Annotated in this window: 17 protein-coding genes, 1 tRNA gene and 2 pseudogenes; 8 read left to right on the top strand and 12 right to left on the bottom strand. The window is 67.4% G+C overall.

The window, feature by feature from the left end; all coding sequences use genetic code 11:
• Nucleotides 1–46 precede the first annotated feature (46 nt).
• Nucleotides 47–295, top strand: a pseudogene (locus K6L26_RS26325) (LLM class flavin-dependent oxidoreductase); the annotation flags it as partial.
• An 81-nt stretch (nt 296–376) separates the two neighbouring features.
• On the opposite strand, the gene K6L26_RS26320 reads toward K6L26_RS26325, so the two are convergent.
• On the bottom strand, nt 377–868 hold the full coding sequence (locus K6L26_RS26320; protein WP_070186373.1) for a YajQ family cyclic di-GMP-binding protein: 492 nt from the start codon (nt 866–868) through the stop codon (nt 377–379).
• Nucleotides 869–978: 110 nt separating this feature from the next.
• Here K6L26_RS26320 and K6L26_RS26315 point away from each other — a divergent pair.
• Nucleotides 979–1,061: transfer RNA gene (locus K6L26_RS26315), tRNA-Tyr, on the top strand.
• A 68-nt stretch (nt 1,062–1,129) separates the two neighbouring features.
• Here the strand turns inward: K6L26_RS26315 and K6L26_RS26310 are convergent.
• Nucleotides 1,130–1,354, bottom strand: coding sequence for a hypothetical protein (locus tag K6L26_RS26310; RefSeq protein WP_070186374.1), 225 nt, complete (start codon nt 1,352–1,354; stop codon nt 1,130–1,132).
• A gap of 173 nt (nt 1,355–1,527) precedes the next feature.
• Here K6L26_RS26310 and K6L26_RS26305 point away from each other — a divergent pair.
• Nucleotides 1,528–2,735 (top strand): annotated as a pseudogene (locus K6L26_RS26305) (RtcB family protein).
• A 14-nt stretch (nt 2,736–2,749) separates the two neighbouring features.
• Here the strand turns inward: K6L26_RS26305 and K6L26_RS26300 are convergent.
• Entirely contained in the window at nt 2,750–2,974 is a 225-nt protein-coding gene (locus tag K6L26_RS26300; protein WP_070946774.1) for a hypothetical protein, read from the bottom strand.
• A gap of 109 nt (nt 2,975–3,083) precedes the next feature.
• On the opposite strand from K6L26_RS26300, the gene K6L26_RS26295 reads away from it, so the two are divergent.
• Nucleotides 3,084–5,804 carry a cation-translocating P-type ATPase gene (locus K6L26_RS26295; RefSeq protein WP_221852069.1) on the top strand — a complete coding sequence of 907 codons (2,721 nt, stop codon included), beginning with the start codon at nt 3,084–3,086 and terminating at the stop codon, nt 5,802–5,804.
• Nucleotides 5,805–5,814: 10 nt separating this feature from the next.
• Here the strand turns inward: K6L26_RS26295 and K6L26_RS26290 are convergent, their stop codons facing one another.
• Together K6L26_RS26290 and K6L26_RS26285 are read right to left on the bottom strand one after the other, a co-directional pair.
• A complete protein-coding gene (locus K6L26_RS26290) occupies nt 5,815–6,777 on the bottom strand; it encodes an L-lactate dehydrogenase (RefSeq protein ID WP_047039892.1) in 963 nt (320 codons plus the stop codon).
• Nucleotides 6,778–6,794: 17 nt separating this feature from the next.
• Nucleotides 6,795–8,642, bottom strand: coding sequence for a DUF7159 family protein (locus K6L26_RS26285; RefSeq protein ID WP_047328156.1), 1,848 nt, complete (start codon nt 8,640–8,642; stop codon nt 6,795–6,797).
• A gap of 183 nt (nt 8,643–8,825) precedes the next feature.
• Between K6L26_RS26285 and K6L26_RS26280 the strand changes: the two genes are divergently transcribed.
• Nucleotides 8,826–10,475 carry a DUF7937 domain-containing protein gene (locus K6L26_RS26280; RefSeq protein WP_047039662.1) on the top strand — a complete coding sequence of 550 codons (1,650 nt, stop codon included), beginning with the start codon at nt 8,826–8,828 and terminating at the stop codon, nt 10,473–10,475.
• On the opposite strand, the gene K6L26_RS26275 is transcribed toward K6L26_RS26280, so the two are convergent.
• Nucleotides 10,472–11,992 carry a PE-PPE domain-containing protein gene (locus tag K6L26_RS26275; RefSeq protein ID WP_047039661.1) on the bottom strand — a complete coding sequence of 507 codons (1,521 nt, stop codon included), beginning with the start codon at nt 11,990–11,992 and terminating at the stop codon, nt 10,472–10,474. The genes K6L26_RS26280 and K6L26_RS26275 overlap by 4 nt on opposite strands.
• Before the next feature lie 159 nt (nt 11,993–12,151).
• On the opposite strand from K6L26_RS26275, the gene K6L26_RS26270 reads away from it, so the two are divergent.
• The gene (locus tag K6L26_RS26270) at nt 12,152–13,006 is read left to right on the top strand and encodes a cutinase family protein (RefSeq protein WP_047039659.1); all 855 of its coding nucleotides are present in this window, start codon (nt 12,152–12,154) and stop codon (nt 13,004–13,006) included.
• A gap of 26 nt (nt 13,007–13,032) precedes the next feature.
• On the opposite strand, the gene K6L26_RS26265 is transcribed toward K6L26_RS26270, so the two are convergent.
• The 3 genes from K6L26_RS26265 to K6L26_RS26255 all read right to left on the bottom strand — a co-directional run bounded on the left by K6L26_RS26265 (nt 13,033) and on the right by K6L26_RS26255 (nt 15,048).
• Nucleotides 13,033–13,317 carry a hypothetical protein gene (locus tag K6L26_RS26265; protein ID WP_019345766.1) on the bottom strand — a complete coding sequence of 95 codons (285 nt, stop codon included), beginning with the start codon at nt 13,315–13,317 and terminating at the stop codon, nt 13,033–13,035.
• Complete coding sequence (locus K6L26_RS26260; protein WP_221852067.1) at nt 13,314–14,471, bottom strand: inorganic phosphate transporter; 1,158 nt, start codon at nt 14,469–14,471, stop codon at nt 13,314–13,316. Before K6L26_RS26260 ends, K6L26_RS26265 begins: the two co-directional genes overlap by 4 nt.
• A gap of 121 nt (nt 14,472–14,592) precedes the next feature.
• Complete coding sequence (locus K6L26_RS26255) at nt 14,593–15,048, bottom strand: hypothetical protein (RefSeq protein ID WP_036389195.1); 456 nt, start codon at nt 15,046–15,048, stop codon at nt 14,593–14,595.
• A 145-nt stretch (nt 15,049–15,193) separates the two neighbouring features.
• Between K6L26_RS26255 and K6L26_RS26250 the strand changes: the two genes are divergently transcribed.
• Nucleotides 15,194–16,360 (top strand): DUF7159 family protein, encoded by a 1,167-nt coding sequence (locus tag K6L26_RS26250; protein ID WP_076213257.1) that lies wholly within the window; start codon nt 15,194–15,196, stop codon nt 16,358–16,360.
• On the opposite strand, the gene K6L26_RS26245 is transcribed toward K6L26_RS26250, so the two are convergent.
• Together K6L26_RS26245 and K6L26_RS26240 are read right to left on the bottom strand one after the other, a co-directional pair.
• Complete coding sequence (locus tag K6L26_RS26245; protein ID WP_221852065.1) at nt 16,344–18,293, bottom strand: SNF2-related protein; 1,950 nt, start codon at nt 18,291–18,293, stop codon at nt 16,344–16,346. The two genes, K6L26_RS26250 and K6L26_RS26245, sit on opposite strands and share 17 nt — an antisense overlap.
• Nucleotides 18,294–18,366: 73 nt before the next feature.
• Nucleotides 18,367–20,742 carry a lysylphosphatidylglycerol synthase transmembrane domain-containing protein gene (locus K6L26_RS26240; RefSeq protein ID WP_036389192.1) on the bottom strand — a complete coding sequence of 792 codons (2,376 nt, stop codon included), beginning with the start codon at nt 20,740–20,742 and terminating at the stop codon, nt 18,367–18,369.
• 246 nt (nt 20,743–20,988) lie between these two features.
• Here K6L26_RS26240 and K6L26_RS26235 point away from each other — a divergent pair, with 246 nt between their 5' ends.
• Nucleotides 20,989–22,788, top strand: coding sequence for a serine/threonine protein kinase StpK7 (locus K6L26_RS26235; protein ID WP_076213254.1), 1,800 nt, complete (start codon nt 20,989–20,991; stop codon nt 22,786–22,788).
• A gap of 13 nt (nt 22,789–22,801) precedes the next feature.
• On the opposite strand, the gene K6L26_RS26230 is transcribed toward K6L26_RS26235, so the two are convergent.
• Entirely contained in the window at nt 22,802–23,464 is a 663-nt protein-coding gene (locus K6L26_RS26230) for a sensor domain-containing protein (RefSeq protein ID WP_221852063.1), read from the bottom strand.
• Nucleotides 23,465–23,492: the final 28 nt, after the last annotated feature.

Below are 23,492 nucleotides of genomic sequence, written 5' to 3'. Positions count from 1 at the left end.
AAGATCGCGAGATTCCTCGAAAATCTCGCGATCTTCTTCACATTGGGCCGGCAGTGAGTCGCTGACCGTGCGGCAGCTGATCGCCAAACTGGGCGGTAGCCGCGGGCACCGGACCTTCGCCGGCACGGCCGAGCAAGTGGCCGACGACCTGGAAGATTTCGTCGAGCAGGTGGTGCCGATCCTGCAACGGCGCGGGTTGTTCCGCACCGACTACACCGCCACGACGCTGCGCGGGCACTACGGGCTGGCGCATCGGCCGAGCCGCTACACGGTGGCGTCGGCGCGCTCCGCATAACACCGCACAACACCGCGTCGAGTCTGCGGTGAGGGCCTAGATCTAGGAGAAGCTACGGCCCTCACCGCAGACTCAACACACTCAGCGGTAGTTGACGAACTGCAGCGCCACGTCCAGGTCGGAACCCTTGAGCAGCGCGATGACGGCCTGCAGGTCGTCGCGCTTCTTGCTGCTGACCCGGATCTCCTCGCCCTGGATCTGGGCCTTGACGCCCTTGGGGCCCTCGTCACGAATGATCTTGGTGATCTTCTTGGCCTGCTCGCTGCTGATGCCCTGCTTGATGTCGCCGGTCACCTTGTAGGTCTTGCCGCTGGCCTGCGGTTCGCCGGCGTCAAAGGCCTTCATCGAGATGTCGCGACGCACCAACTTCTCCTTGAACACGTCGACCGCGGCCTTGACGCGCTCCTCGGTGCTGGACGTGAGTTCGATCACCTCTTCGCCCTTCCAGGCGATGCTGGTGTCGGTGCCGCGGAAGTCGAACCGGGTGGACAGTTCCTTGGCGGCCTGGTTGAGCGCGTTATCGACCTCCTGACGGTCGACCTTGCTGACCACGTCGAAGCTGGAATCCGCCATTGGACGCCCCTCCTCTTTCCTCGGTAAATCCTGCCGGTTTGTAACTTGGGTACATCCTCGTTGTACCCTGCTAGTCGCACCAAACCGGAAACGGGGCGGCGCACCACCCAGGCAGGTTGCCCGAGCGGCCAATGGGAGCGGACTGTAAATCCGTCGGCTTACGCCTACACAGGTTCGAATCCTGTACCTGCCACCCAAGTCAGGCCCCCTTTCGAGGGGGCCTGTTTGGTTTCGTGGGCTCAGTGCCGACAGGTTGGCGCCTCAGCGGCGGTTGTCGGATCTCGGGCAGCCGCTCGTGGGGTCTGCTGCGGTTCGCCGGCCGGCGGCATCAGCCGACCACCAGCCGAACCGATGGACCTCAAGGTGCTGGTCGCCTTCTGCGTGTTCCTCGATCCACCGCAATGCGGCGCGTTTGCGCCAGAATCCAGCGATCGGCATCACGCCACCGTCAGGCCGGTGCATGAACACGTACCATCCAAGTTTCATCGGACCCCCCGGGTCCCGACTCGTCTTCGCTTCTCGAACTCTATTCTGGCGCGTAGGTACCGTTTCCCGTCAAATCTGGCAAATTGCTGTGCCCCACCGTGGGTCGGTCGACCGGCACGATCGGGCCAAACGCGACCGACAAACCGTTCGACAGCGTCGGGAGAATCGAAGTCATGACCGCGCGCCAGGTCGCCGACCACAGGCTGGTGAACTTCGCCAGCCACATCGACGACAACACCATCGAGCAGGCCAGGCAGACCGCCTCGATGCCGTTCGTACATCCCCACGTCGCACTGATGCCAGATGCGCACAGCGGCAAGGGTTCAGCGGTCGGCACGGTGATCCCCACCATTGACGCCGTGATCCCGGCGGCGGTCGGTGTCGACATCGGTTGCGGGATGATCGCTGCCCGCACGGAGTTCACCGCCGCCGACCTTCAGGGTCGCGACCTGACGGCGCTGCGCAAGGCGATCGAGACGGCGATTCCGCTGTCGCCGGGTAATTACAACGACACGCTGGCCCGATTCCCGTTCACGCACGGCCGCATCGCCGATCTCGAGCACCTGGCCAAGGACGGCGAAATCGACCTGTCGCACTCGCCCAAGTGGCGCGAGCAGCTCGGCTCGCTCGGCGGCGGCAACCACTTCATCGAACTGTGCCTGGACCAGGCCGACCGGGTGTGGCTGTTCTTGCACTCGGGCTCACGGGGTGTGGGAAACAAGATCGCGCAGAAGCACATCCGCATCGCGCAGAAACTGATGAAGCGGTGGTGGATCGAGCTGCCCGACCCCGATCTGGCCTACCTGCCGCAGGGCACGCCGGAATTCGCGAACTATCTGCGGGAACTCAACTGGGCGCAGCGGTTCGCGCTCGAGAACCGCGCCGAGATGATGGACCGCTACATGTGGGTGTTCGCCTCGTGGATGGGCTATGCGCCGCTGGATCGGCCGCAGACTGCCGGTGACTTCGAGGTCGAGCGGGTGAACACCCACCACAACTACACCCGCAAGGAGCACCACGGGGGCCGTGAGGTGTGGTTGACCCGAAAGGCGCCATCGATGCGCACACGGGCGTGCTGGGCCTGATTCCCGGCAGCATGGGGACGCGGTCGTATGTAGTGCGGGGCAAGGGCAACCCGGCCGGTCTGTGCTCAGCCCCGCACGGCGCCGGACGCCGGTTCTCGCGCAACGAAGCACGCCGTCGTTTCACCGCCGAGGACCTCGCGCGGCGGATGCACGGCATCGAGTACCGGCACGGGGAACAGTGGGTCGACGAGATTCCCGACGCGTACAAGGACATCGACGTCGTGATGGCTGACGCGGCCGGCCTGATCGAGGTCGAGCATGAGCTCCGTCAGGTGATGAACGTCAAGGGCACGTAGGTCCTGACCGCCGGTCAGGACCTACGTCCGACAAGCAGATATGCCACGGGCAGCACGCCTGAGGTGCTCAGCAGTCCGAGCGCGCTGCCCCACAACCATTTCGGTCCGTTGATCCGGCTCGGCTCGCGGCCGGCGAGATCACGCAACGCCCAGGCCCGCAGTCCGGCGTCCGCGGCGGCCGCTGCGATGACGGCCGTCTTGGCTTTGGGGGACAGGTCTTTCCAGCGCTTCTTGGCCACTGCGGCGTTCCTTTCGGCAACGGACGGTCGCTTCCAAGGTATCGGCTCTCGGCGGCCCGGAAAGCAACTACCGATTGCGCGGTGTCGCCGCGCCGGGCACTATCCGAATATGGCGGAAACGGCCGCCCCGGCAGAAGATGCGTTGGTCGGTGCGCTCGCGCATTCCCGCAGCGCCGCCGAAGTGCTTGAGGTTCTGGGCAGTTCGGGCGACGGGCTGGATGGTGACAGCGCGCGCGAGCGGCTGGCCGCCCACGGTCCGAACAAACTCCCCGAAAAGCGTCCGCGGCCTGCGATTCTCCGGTTTTTTGCGCAGTTCAACAATGTGCTGATCTACATCCTGATCGCCGCGGGTGTACTCAAGGCCATCCTCAACGACTGGATCGATTGCGCGGTGATCGTGTCCGTTGTGATCGTCAACGCCGTGGTCGGCTTGATCCAGGAAGGCCGGGCCCAGCGCGCGCTGGACAGCATCCGGGGCATGTTGTCGGTGACCGCGCAGGTCCGTCGTGACGGTCACTGGCAACAGGTAGACGCGCAGACCCTGGTTCCCGGCGACATCGTGCGCATCGCGTCGGGGGACCGCATCCCGGCCGACATGCGCCTGCTGACGGTTGCGAACCTGCGGGTGGAGGAGTCGGCGCTGACCGGTGAGTCGCTGCCCGCCAAGAAGGACGTGCTTCAGGTTGGCCCGGATGCCGGTCTGGGCGATCGGATGTCGATGGTGTATTCGGGCACCATCGTGGCGGCCGGTTCGGGCACCGGCGTGGTGACCGCCACCGGCGCCAGCACCGAGATCGGCCGGATCCAGTCGCTGATCGCCGACGTGGAATCCATCGAAACCCCGCTGACTCGCAAGCTGGCGCGTTTCGGTCGCCAGCTGTCGGTGGGCATCCTGGGCGCGGCCGCGGTGATGCTGGTGGTCGGCAAACTGGTGCACCAATTCACGGTGGATGAATTGATCACGGCTGCAATAGGTTTCGCTGTCGCCGCGATACCGGAGGGGTTGCCCGCAGTTGTCACCATCACCTTGGCGCTCGGGGTGCAGCAGATGGCCCGCAGGCGGGCGATCACCCGCAAGCTTCCCGCCGTCGAGGCACTCGGCGCGGTCAATGTCATCTGCTCGGACAAGACGGGCACACTCACACAGAACGAGATGACGGCCCGAACCGTCGCCACCGCGCGTCACCTGTTCGACGTCACCGGCGCCGGATACCGGCCCGAGGGTGCCCTCGAACTCGACGGGGCCCCGATCACGGTGGCCGACCATCCCGACCTGGCAGCGTTGTTGACGACGATGGCCGTGTGCAACGACGCACGCCTGAACGAGGCCGACGGTCAGTGGCGGGTGGTGGGCGAGCCGACCGAGGGTGCGCTGCGCACACTGACCCTGAAGGCACGGATCGACGATGCGGACTGGCCACGGCTGGGCGTGGTGCCGTTCGAGTCGGCCAACAAGTTCATGGTGACCCTCAACGACACCCCCGGAGGCGAGCGCTACCTCTACGTCAAAGGGGCACCGGACCGGCTGCTCGACCGGTCGGCCAGCCAGGCCGGCGCCTCGTTCGCGGAGCCACTCGATCGCGCCGCCTGGGAGGCGCGTATCGACGAACTCAGCGGGCAGGGTCTGCGGGTGCTGGCCGCGGCCCGGCGGCCGGCGGGCAGTTCGGACACCGTCGACATCGGCGACGTCTCGGAGGGGCTGGAGTTTCTCGGCGTCGTCGGCATCGTCGACCCGCCCCGGCCGGAAGCCGTCACTGCCATCGCCACCTGTCATGCGGCCGGCATCCAGGTCACCATGATCACCGGTGACCATGCCGGAACTGCGCAGGCCATCGCACGCGAGATGGGCATCATCAAAGCCGGCGAGGCACCGCGGGTGGTCACCGGAGCCGAGCTGGAGGAGATGAGCCAGACCAGGTTGCGCGAGGTGGCCGACGACATCCACGTCTACGCCCGCACCAGCCCCGAACACAAGCTGCGCATCGTCAGCGCGTTGCAGGGCCAGGGCAAGGTGGTCGCGATGACCGGTGACGGTGTCAATGACGCACCGGCGTTGACGCGCGCCGACATCGGTGTCGCGATGGGGATCAAGGGCACCGAGGCCACCAAGGAAGCCGCCGGGATCATCCTGGCCGACGACAACTTCGCGACCATCGAGCGGGCCGTCGAAGAGGGCCGGCGGATCTACGACAACATCCGGAAATCCGTGCTGTTCATGCTGCCTACCAACGGTGCGCAATCGTTGATCATCCTCGTGGCGATCCTGGCCGGGTTCGCGTTGCCGTTGCAGCCGGTGCAGATCCTGTGGGTCAACATGGTCACCTCCGTCACCCTGTCGCTGGCGCTGGTTTTCGAGAAGGCCGAGGACGGCCTGATGCAGCGGCCGCCGCGAACTCCCAAGCAAGCGTTGGTGAACCGGGCCGACGTCGCGATGATCGCGCTGGTGTCGATCCTGGTCGCCGGCGCCACCCTGGCGGAGTTCTTCGTGGCCCGCGCCGGTGGATATCCGTTGGCGGTAGCGCAGACCGCCGCGGTGAACATGCTGGCCCTGGGCCAGTTGGCCTACCTGCTGAACTGCCGGTTCGTCACTTCATCGAGCCTGCGGCCGCAGGTGTTCCGGGGCAATCCGTGGGTGTGGCGGATGGCCGGCGCCATGATCGCACTGCAGTTGGTGTTCACCTACGCACCGTTCATGCACACCTGGTTCCACTCCGCGCCTATCACCTTCCGCGGGTGGTCGGTGGCGATCGCGTTGTCGATCGTGATCTTCCTGACCATCGAGACCGCCAAGTGGGTGGGACGCCGGTTCATGCCGACGCTGGTGACCTAACCCGGTCTCGCTACAGCCCCAGCGATTGCTGCGCGCGCTTCAAGGTCGCCGCGGACGCTTGCAGGCGGAGCAGTTCGGAGACCGACAGCGGAACTTCCAGTACCCGCCCGGCGCCGGCGGCGGTCACCACCGTCGGCAATGACAGGCAGACATCACTGATCTCATAGGTGCCCCGCTGCACCGTGGACACCGGCAACACCCGGTGCTGGTCGCCGAGTATCGCCTCGACGATTCGGGAGGTCGACAACCCGATGGCCAGGCTGGTGGCCCCTTTCCCGGCGATCACCTCGTACGCGGCGTTGACCACGTCAGCCGAGATCTGTTCGCGGGTGGTTTCGTCGAACACCAGATTGCCGTCGATTCGGAAGCTGTCGGCGGGGACTCCGCCGATCGACACACTCGACCAGAGCGGGATCTGTGAATCGCCGTGCTCACCGACGATGAAACCATGCACATTGGCGATCGCGAGGTCGGCGCGTTCGGCGATGAGATAACGAAACCTGCTGGAGTCCAGCACGGTGCCGGATCCGAGGATCCGCCCATTGTCGGTGCCTGTCGCTGCGATGGCTGCGTAGGTGATGACATCGACCGGGTTGGTGACGAAAACAACGATGGCGTCGGGGGATTGCTCGAGCAGTTGCGGTGTCAGGGTTTGCGCCATCGCCACATTGGCGGTGGCCAGGTCCAACCGGGTTTGGCCTTCGTGCTGCTTGGCGCCGGCCGTGACGATGACGATCTTCGATCCGGCGGTGACGGCCACGTCGTCGGAACCGACGATCGGACAGTGCGGGACGAATTGGCTGCCATGTTTGAGGTCGAGCAGTTCGGCGCGAACCTTTTTGGAGTCGAGGTCGTAGAGCGCCAGCGCCCCGGCCGACCCACGGATCAGGCAGGCGTAGGCGATGGCGGTGCCGACGCTGCCCATGCCGACGATGCTGACCTTGTTCGACAGTTCCCTCGATGCCCCGGTCATGGTTCCATCGTGAACCCTTACGGGCTGGCGGGCATCGTTGTCATCGGTGAGCTGCCGGAGCCGGAGCCGCTCCCCGAGCCGCCGCCACCGAAGAGCCCGCCGGAAGACCCGCCGCCACTCGACGACGACTCGCCATATGACCCGCCGCCCGAAGACGAGGATCCGCCGCCCGACGGGTATTGCGGCGCCACCGTCGTCACCGGCGCCTGGGACGCCGGCTGTTCGACCGGGGGCGTGTAGGTCGGCGCGGTGTGGGTCGGCACTTCGATCGTCGGCACGGAGGCTTCCGTCGACGTGTGGGTCGGCGGCACCGTGGTGGTGGGCGGGGCCGTCGTCGTGGGCGGTGCGGTGGTGGTCGGCGGCGCGGTCGTGGTCGTCGGCGGCGCGGTCGTGGTAGGCGGCTCCGTCGTGGTGGTGGGCGGTTTCGTGGTGGTGGTAGGTGGTGCCGTGGTCGTGGGTGGCGTGGTCGTCGGCACCCACGGTGACGGCAATGTCGGCCACACGACCGGCGGTAGCGGAATCGGCACGGGCAGGGGCACCGGAACCGGAACGGGGACCGGCCCGGGTGCCACCTCGACCGGCGGGGGAGCGGGCACCGCGGGCGGGGCGGCCGGAGGGGCCACCGGGGGCGCCTGGACCGGTTGGTTGCCGGTGCCCTGGCGTACCTTGGGCGCGGCCGGAGCCGCGGGCGGTGGGGTCAGCACCGACACGGGCAGAGCCACCGGATCCGGCTCATGCGGTACCTGTGGCAGGTAATTCCCGGGCACGGTCTGTGCCTGCTGGGTGGGCGCCGGCTGCGCGCGCACATCGGCCGCCGGCCGGACGTTGATCGCGACGGTGACGGCCAGCGTGGCGAAGGCCACCACCACGAACGTCAAGGCACTGCCCATGAGCAGCATCCGCGGCGGCGGCGGCGCGATCACCGTCGTGTAGTCGGGGTCCTCGTCCTGCTCGGGCACGAACTCGTTGACCGCGTCCATCGGCATCTCGTCGGCCCATGGCTGGTCCTCGGGCTCCTGCGAGTACGCCAGATCCGGTCCGACGGCGGCGGAGTCCGCAGGGGCAGGAGCCATTTGCGTGGCATCGCCGGCGGCGGGCGCCATTTGCGTCGCGTCAGCCGCGGGCGCCATCTGCGTGGCCTCTGACACCGGCGCCATCTGGGTCGGGTCTTGTGGCACACCGACCACAGGTGCCATTTGCGTGGACGCACTCGCCGGTGCGATATCGCCGACCAATTGAGCCGCACCGCGGGCGATCGCGTAGCCGGCGTCGGCGGCCACCTCGACGGGTGTGGTCGAACTGAGTTCTGCCGCAACGGAATCGAGATCGAGACGCTGCCCGACCAGCAGCACACGCGTGGGGGCTTCGTCGGCGGGCACCCGCTGCAGCACTGCCGCGCACGCGGCGGCCGGCCCGGCGGTGCCGATCGGCGCGGTGGCCAACGTCGCCGATGTCGGGGCCGGTGCCGCCGTGCGGTCCCCGACCACGGTGAGCGACACGGTGTCGTCATCGGCGAGCAGCAGGGCGGCGTCGGCGCCCACGCTGCGGGCCAGCGCTGCGGCGGCCTCGGCTTCGGTCACCACCTCGACGTTCGGCACCCCGGCGTCGAGCACGGTCTGGCGCAATGTGTCGGCGGCCGACTCGTCGGGCACACACAGTCGGGTCGCGGCCACCTGGTTGCCCGACTCGGTCACGGCTCGGTAGGTGCCGATGATGGTCTCGGCCAATTCCGACATCTCGGCCACCAGGTCGTCGGGCAGATCGAGCGCGTACTGATCCAGAACCTGGCCGCCACTCGCGGGCGAACCGATCATGGCCAAGCGCGCCACACGCCCGGTGACCGCCACCCCGAGGACTACGTCCACGGTTCTACTCCTTGCTTTATGGGTGTTGTACGAGCCCCGACGGACAAATCCAAGCTACCGCACAGGTGGGACGGGCCCTGGGGGTGAAGCGATGCGGCTGCCAGCGCTGCTTGTGCGTCGGAGCAAAAGTGAGCACGCTGGTTGAGTCCCGCTGCGGTGTCACTCATAGAGAGGAATCGGTTCGTGAGCGACGAGCGTTACGACGCGTCCGCCACCGTCGAGGTGGCGACGATGGCCGCGCCAGTCGTGGAGCGTCCGCCGCGGGTCGGCTACCTGCCCACCCGGACCAACCGGCTGCGTGACGGCCTCGCCGTGGTGTTGCTCGTCACGGCCATGTTGCTCCCGTGGAACCTGGAATTCGGCCTCGGCGTCCCCGGCAGTGCCGGGTCGACGTTCGCGGCGCTGGCGGTCGTCACGCTGCTGGCCATCGGTGCCGCGCTCGCGCCGCACCTCGGTCCGCTGCGGCTGGCCGCCGCCGGCTCCGACGTCCGCCGCACCGGCCACGTCCGGTTGGCGCTGAGCGTCCCCTACCTCGTCGTGGTGGTCTGCTTCGTCGGCTACCACGTGGCGCAGACGGTGAGCGGCGGCGGAACCGGCGCCGTGCCGCCGGGGGCGGGGCCGGGCATGCTGCTCGGTGTTGCCGGCGCCCTGTTGGCGGGGCAACCGCCCATCACCTCGATCACCATCGAGGACAACAAGTTTCGCCGCTGGTACACGATCGCCCGGGTGATCGGGTTCGTCTCGATCGCCTTGGCGACGTTGTCGGTCGCGTTCAACCTCTACTGGCGGTTGCGGTACCTGTTCGTCACCGCGGGCGAGTTCGGTGGTCATGACATCGCCGTGATCGTCACCACGTTGCTCTACGGCGCGGAGGCGATGATCGCTCTGGTCATCGCCTCACGCTGGCTGACCGAGCGCACGGGCGCGGCGCGGCTGGCCACCACCGCCGTCGGTGTCTCCGGTGCGGTGGCCGCCACGCTGGTGTGGCTGGCCGGAATCGGCCGCGATATCGACGCCTTTCACGGCATCGCCCAGAACACGTCGACGGCCGCGGTGGGTTACGAGGGCTACCTCGCCTGGGCGGCCGCGGCGGCGATCGTCGCACCGACGACGTTGTACGCCGTGTTCCTGATCAAGCCGCCCACCATCGGTGCCTACCGCGGCGCCGCGCAGAAGTGCCTGACGCTCATCGCCTTCTGGGCGTTCGCGGCCGCCGCGTTGCGGGTGGTCGACTTCCTCATCGCCCTGTCGCTCGACCTGCCGCGGGCGTTGTACGACACTGTGGCGATGACGGTGTTCAACCTGATCACCGCATTGGTGGCGCGGTGGCTGCACCGCCAGCTCGACAAGGGGACCACCTCGACGACCGTCGCCGCCGCGTTCAGCGCCGTGTTGTTCGTGTTCACCGTGGCCAACGTGGCCATCGGGGTGGCCCTGGCGCCGCGCTATGCCGGGCCCGCGCCGGCCGCGATCTACGGCAACAACCTGGCTCAGCAGATCACCAGCACCTTCGACGTCACGGTGTGTGTGCTGAGCTTGCTCGTGCTGGCGGTGATGGTGTTCACCGGGCCGTTCGCGGGCTACCTGGTGCGACGCGAAACCCGTGCCGCCAAACCCGTGCCCGAACCGCCGACGGAGGTGGTGCCGCCCAGGCCTGCCATCGAAGAGTCCGCCCCGCCGACCATCGTGCGGCAACCCCGGGCCGTCCCGAGAATCGTGCGCCTGAAAGAGGATTCGACGACAGTGCTGGCTGCCCCGCCGACCACCGACCTTCAGGTGCCGACGCAGGCGCTGCGGATCCAGCGTCGTCCGCAGCGCCCGCCACAGCGTTAACCGGCCTTGGCACTCTCGTGCTTGGCGGGCCGGTCGCGCTTGGTCTGCGCTGACTTCGCGGTGGGCTTGGCCGGGCGAACAGTCGAGCGGGTAGAGGAGCGGGTCGAATCGCGGCCGGCTGCGCCCGTCGCCTCCGCGACTGCCTTCAACCTCGGCAGCGAATCGCCGCGCGAAAGGCCCGTTTGCGCCGAAGCCTTGCGGGTGCGCAGAGGCGTCGGGGAGGTGTCGGCGACGGGCGGTTCAACGGCCGGGGGAGTCGAGGTTCGTCCGCCGATGGCCTGCAGCACCTTGGCGAACGGCCGGGTGGCGTTCGACAGGGCAGCGGCGACGTTCTCCACCGCGTGGCGCAGATCCTGCTCGAATGGCGAGTTGCCCACCGGATGCACCGGACGCACGATGACCGGGGTTTGGGGCTCGGTGTCCGACACCACGGGCTGGGGCAGGGTGGGGAGGTATTTCTCGCCGCCCAGAATCGCCAGGGACTGTGCGAAGGCCGCCGGGAGTTGGTCGAGTGCTTCCTGCAGCTTCTCCGGCGGGGCCACCCAGCTGAATTCCGGGGCGTGGCTGGGGTCTGCGGTGCGGTCGTAACCCATCTCGACGAACACCCGCAGCACCGGGTCGAGCGCGTCGACGAAACGCTCCGCGCCGACCAAGGATGCCGGTATCCGCAGCGGGGCCAGCAGTGGAAGGTATTGGGGCAGCATGACGTAGGTGGTGTTGCCCACCTGTGTGGTGACGGCATTCGGTGCGTCCGGGTACTCCAGCAGGTAGCCGGGAAAGACGTGTCCGAACGCTTGCCCGGCAAAGGAGTTCGCCAGCGAGATCACGTTGAAATAGGTCGGGAAGTCGGCGATGGCGTCGTACTGGTTCTGGTAATAGGTTGTCTTGAAAGGGCTGTCGGATGGGCCCGGGCGGCCCAGCGGGAAGATGTCACCCAATATCGGGAGAGTGTTCCACGACGCCAATCGGGACAAGATGCCGCCGTCGGGCTGATACGGATTGCCGATGAACACGAACTCGTAATTGTGGGCGTTGGCAAGGAAATTCGGGTCCAGCGCCATGGCGGCTCGCGCGATCTCGGCGACCTGGTTACCTTGCGATACCCCGATGATCGTGACTTTTTCACCGGCAGCAATCCCGGCGAGGTCCTGCAGCAGGTAACCCGCGCCGACCGACTCGGATCGTTTCAGCGACTGCGGCCAGTACGGAAGGTCCGACAGCACCGGCAGATCCGAGATCATCGGGATGTCGAGGTTGATCTGTGCGGGGTAGGGCAGGGTGTGGAACGAGTCGCCTTCCGGGACCGTGGTTCCGTAGAACAACATCGGAACGGTCAGCCCGAATGCGTCGAACGACGGCCCAACCCCGATCGTCGTTCCGGTCAGTTGAACAGCGGCGCTGTAGGCGGCCGTCGGTGTGGTGACCGTGACCCCTGCCGAAGCCACGGCGACGCCGCCGGCAGTCAGCAACGTCGCGGCCCATGAAACGCTGTGCCGGCGCGCACGGCGCGACGACATCCCCCGACCCCGAGCCATCATTTGTGAATTCCTTTCCTAAGAGTTTTCTTTGGTTTTTGAGGGACCTGTATGCCTCCGGTTGCTCGGGGCGCGCTCAATGCTGCGCTATGTCACAGTGAATTAGTGGGGAAATTCGGAACTGTCGGTTTGGTTGCCGTCATGGCGGGGGCGGCTTCCGTGCTGAACACCATCGCAATGCCGTCCGCCACTGCGGCACCGTGTCCGGATGCCGAGGTGATATTCGCCCGCGGCACGACCGAAGCACCCGGTGTCGGCGATACCGGCGCGGCGTTCGTTGATTCGTTGCGCGCCAACGTCGCTCCGAAATCGGTGGAGGTCTATCCGGTCGACTACCCGGCGACCACCGATTTCCCCACTGCCGTACAGGGAATCGCCGATGCCCGGGCACACATCATGACCACCGCGGCCAATTGCCCCGATACCAAGATGGTGCTCGGCGGGTTCTCTCAGGGCGCGGCGGTCATTGGTTTCGTAACTGCCAGCGTTGTGCCGGACGGGATTTCGCCGGATAGCGTGCCTACGCCGATGCCGCCGGATTTAGCTGACCACGTGTCGGCCGTCGCGTTGTTCGGCAAGCCGTCGCAGCGATTCATGAGGGTGCTCAACAACCCATCGGTGATCGTCGGCCCGAATTACACGGCCAAGGCCATCGACCTCTGTGTGGACAACGACCTGGTGTGTGACCCGCAGGGCAGAAGCTTCGGCATCCACACGCAGTACGCGGAGGCCGGGCTGGTCAATCAGGGTGCCGCCTTTGCGGCGAGCAAGCTTCAGGACGACTGGGCTCGTCAGGCAACACCGCCCGCTCCACCGGCGACGCTGGCCGGCGCCGGGCCGGCGCAGCCGTCGCGGGTACCTGCTCAACCGGTGCAAGCCGCTCCGCCGGCACAGCACATGGGTCCGGTGCCGCGGAACCTTCCCGGCCCGGCCCCAGCTCAAAGCCCGCCGGCGCCGACCACATCCGCCCCGGTGCCCGTCGCGCCGCTGGCGTGAATCGGCCGTGATTCGGCGTTGTCGGGTCAGTGCGCGTTGTTGCTGAACAGATAGACACCGGTGTGGTGGCCGATGAAGTTGTTGGCGATGAACAGCACGCCCGTGACCACGACCACCAGCACCAACGCGAACATCACCCAGCTCAGGCCCGTCAGCAGCCGGCCACGGCCGGGTTCTGAGGCACCGGCGGCGACATCGCCCGCGATGTGCAGGCGTACCCCGATCGCGAACAACGTCGGCACTGAGGCGCCCACCGCCAATCCGAAGAGCAGGATCTTGCCGACGGCCACGAGGTTGATCCAGTTGCTCATACGACGTCCCGTTCCTGCCTGTTCTCGAACGCGGTGAGGCTGCCCTGCCACGCGTCGTTGACGTTGTTGTGGTCGATCGGCGGTTTACGCGACTTGAGCCAGATGGGCACCGTGGCGGCGATCAGCGCGACGAACCCGACCAGTGGTCCGGCGAAACCGCCGATGCCGTGCACGAGAACGTAGGTCAGGGCGCCGACGAGGCCCGCGGCCGGAAGGGTGATCAGCCACGCGGTGGCCATGTTGCGCGCCACGCCCCACCGCACTTCGGTGCGGCGGCCCAGGCCGCTGCCCAGGATCGACCCGGTCGCCACGTGTGTGGTGGACAGTGAGTAGCCGAAGTGGCTGGACAGCAGAATCGTTGCCGCCGAGGAGACTTCGGCGGCCATGCCCTGGGGTGCTTCGGTGTCGACGAGTCCCTTGCCCAGGGTGCGGATGACGCGCCAGCCACCCGACAGGGTGCCGAGGGCGATGGCGACCGCGCATGCGGCGATCACCCAGAACGGCGGCATGGTCGCCGAGTCGTCGACGGCGCCGTAGGAGATGAGGGCGAGAAAGATGATGCCCATTGTCTTCTGCGCGTCGTTGGTGCCGTGCGCCAGTGAGATCAGGGAGGCCGAGCCGATCTGCCCGTAACGGAAGGCGGAGATCGTGCGCTCCCGCGGCAGGCCGCGGATCAGCCGGTACACCAGCCAGCTGGCGATGCAGGCCACCACGCCGGCGATCAGCGGTGACAACACCGCCGGGACGATGACGGTCGAGACCACGCCGCGCCAGATCACGCCGTGCCCGCCCACGGCGGCGATCATCGCGCCGACGATGCCACCGATCAGGGCGTGCGACGAGCTGGACGGGATACCCATGAGCCAGGTGAGCAGGTTCCACAGGATGCTGCCGACCAGCCCGGCGAACACCAACTCCAGCGTCACCAGGTTCGCGTCGACGAGCCCTTTGGCGATCGTGGCGGCCACGGCCGTCGACAGAAACGCGCCGACGAGGTTCAGCAGGGCCGAGAGCGCCACCGCTGTGCGTGGTTTGAGTGCTCCACTGGCGATCGACGTCGCCATCGCATTGCCGGTGTCGTGAAAACCGTTCGTGAAATCGAACATCAGGGCGGTGAAGACGACGATGCACAGCAGGAGGAACTGTAACGACACGGTAAACAATTGTTGAACACAATCGCTACGAAAACCTAATTAACTGGATGAGGTCTCTGTCACTCCTCGGGCCCGAAGGTAGGGACCCGAAAATCGGCCGGGTGTGGTAGCCGCGTCGACGTCAGCGGTTCGGGATTTTGACTTCGAGGAGCTTGAGCGCCTCCATGATGTGTAGATGCGCCTCGTCCATCGTGGCGCTCATCTTGCCCAACCGGGCCTCGCTGTTCTCCGGCGTCAACACCACACACTGGTCGGCCATGCTGCGATAGCCGTCCAGGCCCTGCCGCAGAGAGTCGTTGATCTTGGCGTCAGGGCCGGGCAGAACCTTGTTGCGCACGGAGTCGACGTAATTGCGCAGGTCGTTGCAGGCGCTGTGGAGCGCGCCGAAGTCAGTTTGGTGATTCTGGGTCACCATCGCATTGGCGATCGGGCCCATCTGTGTGCCGAGGCCGGCGACGGCTTCGGTGATGGCGTGGCGCCATTCATCGGTTGCCGGGGCCATGGTGGGCGTACCCGCGACGGCGCAGCCGGAGAGCACGGATGTGGCGGCCAAGACGGCGGCGGCGAGGTACCTCATATACAGCGAGCTTATGGTGTGCGCCGCATGAGCGCGGCGCCTATGACAGCTGTAAGAGTTTGCGCGTAGATCGCCGCCCCCACGTGTAAGCACCGTCACACCGGTAACCTGATCAACGACTGACTAGGCAGATCGGGGGATCGGTATGGATCTCGTGCTCGGCCTCGCGATGACTTCGAGAGCCGTTCGGTGGGTGCTCGTCGAAGGAACGACGGGCGAGGGGCGCCCGTTCGATCGCGGCGCAATCTCGTTCGAGGACGCCGCCGTTTACGACCCTGATGGGCTGCTGCGCGGCTTGGTCGACGACACCGAGCTCGAAGCCGGGCACCGCATCCATGCCATCGGCGTGACGTGGACCAATGACGCGGCGCCGTTGGCCGGCCGCATCATGCAGTCCCTGGACACCCGCGGCTACGGAAATGTCTTCGCGGTCTCGGAGATCGAGGCGGCCGGCATGCTGGCCAGCGGTATCGCGGAGATCACCGAGCACGACGACATCGCCGTGTGCATCGTCGAACCGGACGCTGCCGTCGTGTCGATCGTGACCCCTGACGATGTCAGCGCCGACCGGATCGAGCGGTCCGAGACTTTCGTCGCCGACATCACCGGATTGCTGGCGCTGACCGGCCGGCCGATCAGCGCGATGTTCGTCCTGGGCTCCGACGCCCACCCTCCGTTGGTGACCGAGCTGGCCGAGTCCATCCCGGCTTCGGTGATCACCGCAGCCGAATCCGATCTGGCATTCGCGCGGGGAGCCGGGCTGGCGGCGGCGCTCGCGGTGAATACCGTTGACACACCGCCCAAGAGGGTGCACTGGACCAAGGTCGGGGCATTGACTTCGGTCGTCGGTGGGGCCTTGGTGACCCTCGTGGTGGCCAGCTCGGCCGCGATCGGGCTGCATCTGCATCCGGGGGCGGTGTCGGAAACCGCGCAGGCCGCCAGCATTCAGGAATCGGCGCCCGAAGCCGGCCCGGCGCCCAAACCCGTGCAGAAGCCGGCTGACAAGCCGGCGGCAAAGCCCGCCGTCAAGCCGGCCCCTGCGGCTCCCGCCGCTCCGCCGCCGGCTCAGGCTGTCGAGGCGGCCAATCCGCCGGCCCAGCCACCGCCCGCCCACGTTCCGCCGGCCCCGGCGGCTCCGGCGCCTGAGCCTGCTCCTGCCTACGTACCGCCCGCGCCGGCACCGGTGTACACGCCACCGCCCGCGCCGGTGTACACGCCGCCGCCGTATGTGCCCCCGCCGGTGACCTACCCGCAGCCGCGGCTGCGGGACCGGATCATCGAGCGCATCCCGATCATCAACCGGTTCCACTGAATTTGGCGGTCAGCCCGGCCCGGGCCAACCGGGCCTGCTCGGCCCGCACCACCTCGTCCTGATGTGGCGGCGCTTGGTCGGGGTGCTGCGCCAGGCGGCGGATGGGCTCGTCGACCGTGGCCCTGGCCAACAGTCGGTACACCCGCACGGTGTGCAGTTCGCTGAGCCGCTGGGTGCGTCCGACGATCCGTCGTTCCGTGCGTGGCTGCCATTGCGGCTCGGCGATGATGAACACGACCGGGGCATTCAGCCGGCGTAGATCCAGCGCGCCGACGCCGATGTCGGCCAACAGGGTGGCCGGCCCGCGGTCGGTTGCGAACGCGTCGACGACTGCCTGCCGATCGGGTACCGATTCATCAATCGGGCCGAAGATGTTGCCCGGCAATGCTTTCCGAATCACATCCAGCACCGCTGGAAAGTGTGAGAACACCACCACTCGGGCGCCGTTGATGTGGGCCTCGTTGACCAGTTCGATGAGCCGGTCCAGTTTGGCTGCCGGTGTCGGTGAGCCGGACGGCCACGCGGCCTGGCGGATCGCGCTGAAGTTGCCGCTGGAGACGGCCTGGCGGTAGCGCTCTCGGTCGGCGCGGCTGGGGCGCACCCATTCCTCGGTGGAGATCCGCGCCGGCAATTCGTCGACCACGTCGCGGTAGTCGCGCCGCAGGTACACCCGGTCTACTGCGCGACGGAAGGCGATCGACCCGCGGTCGCCCGCATTGGGCGCCACTTTCCCGGCGACCTCAGGCTGCAGAAAGTCGGCGAGATGGCGAAAACCGCCGACCCGCTGGTGCATTGGCACACCGGACAGGAACAGCACGCGGTTGTCGGTGCTCAGCACGTTGCGGACAGCGCGGGCCCGGTCCGACTTCGGGTCGCGCAGCAGGTGCGCCTCGTCGACGATGACCAGCCCGGGGCGTTCGGGCAGCTTGATGCGTGCCAGGGTGTCGTAGGAGACGATGGCCACTCCGCCGGCGGCCTTCCAATTCTCAAGGCGTGCATCGCGTTCGCTGCCGCGGATCTCGATCGCGCGCAGTGCGGTGTGCTTGGCTGTCTCTGCGGCCCAATGGATTCCGGTGTTGGGCTGACATACCACCAGGGTGTGGCGCAGCTGTGCGGCGGCGGCCAGGTGCGCCGCGACCGCCAGTGCCTGCAGGGTTTTGCCCAGGCCGAGATCGTCGCACAGCAGTACCCGCTCGCGGGCCAGCGCATAGCGGGCGCCGAAGTCCTGGTAGCCGCGCAGTTCGGTGCGGAGCAGGGTGCGGTTCAGCACGGTCTGCTCGACCAGTGCGGCCACCTCGGCTCCGATGAAACCCTGTGCGGCATCGATATCGGTTGTTCCGGAAGCGAATTCGGTGAGCAGCTGGTCGATGGGCCGTGGGTCGGCGCGGTAGCTCACCCACGGATCGCCCTGGCGGTGCCGGGCGTCGTCGATGCGGTCCAGCAGCCCGCGTGCCGAGTCCAGCAGCTGATCGGACGCGGTGTTGCTGCGCAGCCGGGGCATCAGCCGGCGCAATTGCTTGACCGGCAGGTCGGCCTCAGCCAGCGTCAGTAGCGAGGAGAGCAACTCGGTGTCCTCCCCGGGGCGCAGCCGGGGCCGCGTGGTGGTGCGGAGGTGGTCGGCCATGGCCTGCGCGGCGGCCTGCACCGCCTGCGCGGCCTCGATGTCGACACCGGGAACCTGGGTCAACAGCCGGGCCGGCACGCTGTGAACGTCGGCGACCGTGCGGTAATCCGAATTGGCCAGCCCGCCGAGCCGGGCGCCCCGCGCCAGGTATGGGCGCATGTGCGGCAGCGGCGCAGACTTCAGGGTTTGCGTGACCACCTCGTCGGTGCTCGCGCGGATCCGGTCGGCGATCTCGGCGCGGAGTTTGCCGACGCCGGCGAGCGCAGCCTCGGCGTGGCGGATCAGCTCGGTGGAATCGGCGCTGTCCATGACAAATCATCATGGCACCTGATCGGGATCGCCGGATGCGCGGATTGTCCGGGGTTCTTCGCCGGCCGGCGCCTCAGATCATCTCGTTCTTGGTCAACCAGCGCATCACCGGCCAGCCGATGAACACCGGCAACCAGCAGGTCAGCACACGGTAGAGCAGCACCGCGGGCACCCCGATCGCCGCAGGCACCCCGAACGCGGCCAGACCACCGATCAGGGCGGCCTCGACCGCGCCCACACCGCCGGGGGTGGGTGCCGCGGAGGCCAGGGTGCCGCCGACCATGGTCACCACGGTGACGGTGATGAATGACGTGGTTCCGCCGAACGCCTCGACACTGGCCCACAGCGCCAGGGCCGCACCGAGGGTCGTACCCGCCGCACCCAGCACGATCAGCGCCAGCCGTTGTGGTTCGCGGGCCAGTTTGATCAGGTCGTCGCCGACCTCTTGCAGCTTGGGCCGCAATGAAGAGGCGAGCCAGCGGCGCAGTTTGGGCACGGCCAAGAATGCCCCGACGAGCCCGAGGGCAAGGCCGGCGATCAGGTACAGGATCGTTGAGCTGGGCACGAAGTGCGACAGGTCCGCGGATGCCCCCGCCAACGTGCTGAACAGGATCAGCAGGATCACGTGGACGATCACCTGCACCGACTGTTGCAGGGCCACCGCCGCGGTGGCACGTGCCGTACTCAGCCCGCCCTTCTGCAAGAACCGGGTGCTCAAGGCCAGGCCGCCGACGCCTGCGGGCGTGGTGGTGGCGGCAAAGGTGTTGGCCACCTGCATGATCGAGAGGTTGCGGAAGCTCACCAGCCCGTCGGCACATGCCCACAGCGCGGCTGCCGCACCCACATACGTCAACGCCGAGACCGTCAAGCCGAGCAACGCCCACGACCAGTCCACGGTGCGCAGCTCGGAGAAGAAGGTCGGCACGGTGCTGATGAACGGGTACGCCACGTAGACCAGCGCCACCAGCAGCACGAGCTGGATCACCTGGGTACGGGTGAACCGCGTGATGGTCTCGGCCTGGATCTGATCGGCGCCGGTCTGGCGTTTGACCTCGTCGCGCGCCGCGGCCATCACTTCTTTGGCGTCGGGCACGGCATCGCGGACCCGGGACGGCACGGCGGCCTTGGTCAGCCGCCGCGACGCGGTGAGCACGGTGTCACGGCCGAACGCGTCGATCGCCGCGGTGACCGCCGACTTCGGGTCGTACAGCGCCGTGGTGGTGACGAGCAGTTGGGCGATGTCGGACTGCAGTTGCGCGTCGGTGGCGCCGTATTCGGCATTGCCGAACCCGCCGAACAGCACGGCGCCGTCGTCGACGGTGATCTCCTTGCTGCGTAGGTCGCCGTGGGAGATCTGGTGGTCGTGCAGGGTGCGCAGCGCGTTCCATACCCGCCCGACGGTGATGTCGTCGGTGCTCTGGTCCAACGGGACCCCGCGTTTGCGGTTGTGCGCGTACAGCGTCCAGCCGCGGTCCAGCGCCGCCACCGACATGGTCGACGTGCTCGCCAGGCCGAGGTCGCCGATGGCAATCGCCATCAAGGCCCGGTGCTCGACGGCGCGGCGCATCGAGGTCTGCAGCGGCGCGGTCTCATTGGAGCGCAAGCGAAGTTTGCGCCATACCTGCCGCACCGCGCCGCCGCTCTGCTGGTTGGGGCCGTAGAGCTCGACGACGGCGCTGGAGTCGGGATCCGGTGACTGCGCGGTCAGTGTCAGCGGGCCCGCACCGGCCGGGCGCTCCACGGTGAACGCCGAGACGACGAACCCGCGCCGGGCCAGCGCGCGCACGGCGCCGTCGAGCGGGACCTCGAGGGCGGGGGTGCCGACGAGCCACACCACCAGGGCGCCGACGAACCAGCCCGCGGTCAGGCCCAGTAGGGAGCGGGCCGGCACCACGGCGCTGACCACCAGGTGAATGGGCACGAATGCCAGCAGCAGTGTCCACCACCAGCGGCGCAGCCGGCGCGACAGCCAGGGTCCGGAGACGGTGAGCACCGCGGCGAGCATGCCGATCCAGCGCGGGTCGTCCAAAAATTGCGAGAGCTGGGAACTGAGCCGGTCCGAAAGATCGAAATGCCACTTCGGCGCGGCGATGCCGTTGGCGGTGATCGACAGCGACAGCATCGTGATCAGCGCGGCAGCCGCGTAGGCGCCCAACAGTTTCCATTGCCGCCCCAGCACCAGGCTGACCAGGATCACGAACGGCAGGGCCAGGATCGCGATGCCGTAGGCCAGGTACACCAGGTTGGACTGGGTCGGGGTCAGCACGCCGACGATCTCGGAGATGGAGCGCTCCAGCGCGACCCACTCGTAGCGGGTGATCAGCGAGCTGGTGATGACGGTGGCCAGGAAGATCGCGGCCAGGGTCAGACGCAGGATGTCGTTGGTGCGCCGCGTCGGCGGTTGCAGGAGGCTGCCGGTGACGGTGATCTCCCGTCCGTCAACGCGCATGTTCCTCCTTCCTGACCCGTTACCAAGACTCGCTACCAAAGCCCGCGACCAAGGTAGCGGGATGGGACACCGATATCGGCATTTGGTGCCGATCTGGACCGTTACGAATTCACATCGGTCTCTTTTGTCACCGCGGGCGACAATTTTTGCTCGCTCGATGTGATCTAGGCCGACGGATGCGGCAATCGTGATGTAACTTCGAGCGACATGCCAACGCCGAATTGGCCACTCCCGAGGAGTTGAACGGTGGAGTCAACCCCATTCGGGCACTATCAGCTGCAGAAGCTGATCGGTCGGGGCGGGATGGGTGAGGTTTACCAGGCCTACGATTCCGACACCGACCGCATCGTCGCGCTCAAGGTGCTGCCCCCGCATCTGGCGCAGGACCGGGCTTTTCAGGAACGGTTCCGGCAGGAATCGCACGCCGCCGCCGGGGTCAACGATCCGCATGTGGTGCCGATTCACGGCTACGGCGAGATCGACGGCCGGCTCTACCTGGACATGCGGCTGATCGAGGGCCGAAACCTCGGCGCCATGCTCGCCAACACCGCGAAACCGATGGAGCCGGCTCTCGCGGTGAGCATCGTCGAGCAGGCGGGTATGGCGCTGGACGGCGCCCACCGGGTGGGTCTTGTGCATCGGGACGTCAAACCGTCCAACATCCTGATCACCGACAATGACTTCGTTTATCTCATCGATTTCGGGCTGGCCCGCTGCGCCGACGACGTGGGGGTGACCACGGCGGGCAGCACGGTCGGCACCTTGGCCTACATGGCCCCGGAGCGGTTCGAGGGCGGCAAGGCCGATCCGCGCTCGGACATCTACGCGCTGGCGTGCGTGCTGTACGAATGTCTCACGGGTGTGCGGCCGTATCCCGGGGACAGCCTCGAGCAGCAGATCGCCGGGCACATGGTGTCTCCGGCGCCGCGGGCGTCCGACAAGGATCCGCGGCTGGCAGCCTTCGACGAGGTGATCGCCAAGGGCATGGCGAAGAAGCCGTCCAAGCGGTATCAGAGTGCGGGTGCGCTCGCCGCGGCGGCCCGGGCGGCTTTGGCGGTCCCGGTGCGCACCGGCGGACGGTCCGGGCGTCATTCCGCGCAACGGGTTTCGACGCGGCCGCGGGTGTCCAAGAAGGTGGCCGCGATCGTGGGCGCGACGGTTCTGGTGGCGGCACTGGGCGCGGTGGGGGTGTGGCAGCTGCGCGACGACGGCTCCGACCGGGTTGCCAATGCGGTCGGTTCGGCGGGGTCGGGTCCGGTGCAGGCGCCGACGGGTGCCGTTGAGGAGATCGCCAAAACGGTGCCTGCCGAGATCCGCGATTCCGGGCGCCTGGTGATCGGGGTGAACGTGCCTTACGCGCCCAACGAGTTCAAGAGTTCCAGCGGCGAGATCGTCGGTTTCGACATCGATCTGATGAAGGCCGTGACCCGCACCATGGGGTTGGTGCCCGAGTTTCGCGAGACCGGGTTCGAGGGCATCTTGCCTTCGGTGGTGGACGGCAATTTCAACGTCGGGATGTCCTCGATCACCGACACCGCCGAACGAGAGCAGCAAGTCGACTTCGTCACCTATTTCCAGGCGGGCACGCTGTGGGCGCGGCGGGCCGGCACCTCGGCCGATCCCGCGTCGCCATGTGGACTGCGAGTAGGCGTGGCGTACAGCACGATTCAGGACACCGCGGGTATCCCGGCCAAGTCGGACGCCTGCGTGGCGGCCGGGCTGCCGCCGGTCGAGAAGGTGGTGCGCACCCATCAGGATGAGGTGACGGCCGCGTTGATCGCCGGCGAGGTCGACGCGATGGCCGCCGATTCACCGGTCACGGGGTTCGCGATCAAGCTCAGTGGCCCGGTATTGGAGCCGGCCGGTGAGGTGTTCGACTCGGCGCCCTACGGCTGGCCCGTGGCGAAGGGATCCGGTTTGGCCGAGTCGTTACGGCTGGGGCTGGAGCATGTGATGAGCACGGGGGAGTACCGCACGATCGCCACCATGTGGGGCGTCGAGAAAGGCATGATCACCCAGCCGGTGATCAACGGTGCTGTTCCGTAAGGGTTTTCGGGTATCAGAGCGCGTTGCGTCCGGCGATGATCTTCGCCAGCTGGACCGTCTGACGGTCGGTGATGGTGTAGCCGCTGATCCTCAAGTCGACGACGTAGGCGTCGACGGCCAGGATCGCGCGGTGGGTGATGCGGTCGCTGACGTCCAGCGGTTCGTCATGGGTGAGGTCGACACCGTCGAGCACGGTCGGGACGGCCATCCGGCGGGCGTCCCGGGTCTTGCCGCCGTCGTAGCTGAAGGTCAAGGTATCGCCGCCGCAGCGCCGCCAGATGTCGAGCGTGCGCGCCACCATGGCCTCGGCCGCCTGGGGGTTGTCGAACCTGGCGATCGCCTGGTCCACTTCCACGTCGTCGTTGTCATCGGCGAGCTGGGTTTCCCGGAATTCGCGGTAGCTGCTGTCGCCGTAAACCCATTCCATCCCGTTGCCGATGACGACGATGCATTCCGGGCGGGACAGTGGCTCGTAGTTGGCGTTGGTCATCGGGCTGCGCAGCGCGGTTTTGGGCCGGACCTTGGCGTCCATCACGGTGTTGATCTCTGATTCGCTGGCCATCATGCTGCCCAGGACGTCCACGTGTGGGCCGTCGGAGTCGGTGACGGTGGGGGTGCAGGCTGCGATCAGGGCCGCGCTCAGCGCGACGACGGCCGCCTTGAGATCGATGCCCATCGAGTCCCCCTTGCACCTGTTTGCTGAT

Origin of the sequence: Mycobacterium farcinogenes (assembly GCF_019739075.1) — a bacterium.
GTDB classification, from domain to species: domain Bacteria; phylum Actinomycetota; class Actinomycetes; order Mycobacteriales; family Mycobacteriaceae; genus Mycobacterium; species Mycobacterium senegalense.
This window is presented reverse-complemented; position numbering and strand designations above follow the sequence as displayed.

Bases quoted from the DNA above. Each gene is read 5' to 3' on its own strand.
- K6L26_RS26320 (WP_070186373.1), bottom strand. From the start codon at position 868: ATGGCGGATTCCAGCTTCGACGTGGTCAGCAAGGTCGACCGTCAGGAG.
- K6L26_RS26310 (WP_070186374.1), bottom strand. From the start codon at position 1,354: ATGAAACTTGGATGGTACGTGTTCATGCACCGGCCTGACGGTGGCGTG.
- K6L26_RS26295 (WP_221852069.1), top strand. From the start codon at position 3,084: ATGGCGGAAACGGCCGCCCCGGCAGAAGATGCGTTGGTCGGTGCGCTC.
- K6L26_RS26290 (WP_047039892.1), bottom strand. From the start codon at position 6,777: ATGACCGGGGCATCGAGGGAACTGTCGAACAAGGTCAGCATCGTCGGC.
- K6L26_RS26275 (WP_047039661.1), bottom strand. From the start codon at position 11,992: ATGTCGTCGCGCCGTGCGCGCCGGCACAGCGTTTCATGGGCCGCGACG.
- K6L26_RS26270 (WP_047039659.1), top strand. From the start codon at position 12,152: ATGGCGGGGGCGGCTTCCGTGCTGAACACCATCGCAATGCCGTCCGCC.
- K6L26_RS26265 (WP_019345766.1), bottom strand. From the start codon at position 13,317: ATGAGCAACTGGATCAACCTCGTGGCCGTCGGCAAGATCCTGCTCTTC.
- K6L26_RS26255 (WP_036389195.1), bottom strand. From the start codon at position 15,048: ATGAGGTACCTCGCCGCCGCCGTCTTGGCCGCCACATCCGTGCTCTCC.
- K6L26_RS26250 (WP_076213257.1), top strand. From the start codon at position 15,194: ATGGATCTCGTGCTCGGCCTCGCGATGACTTCGAGAGCCGTTCGGTGG.
- K6L26_RS26245 (WP_221852065.1), bottom strand. From the start codon at position 18,293: ATGGACAGCGCCGATTCCACCGAGCTGATCCGCCACGCCGAGGCTGCG.
- K6L26_RS26240 (WP_036389192.1), bottom strand. From the start codon at position 20,742: ATGCGCGTTGACGGACGGGAGATCACCGTCACCGGCAGCCTCCTGCAA.
- K6L26_RS26230 (WP_221852063.1), bottom strand. From the start codon at position 23,464: ATGGGCATCGATCTCAAGGCGGCCGTCGTCGCGCTGAGCGCGGCCCTG.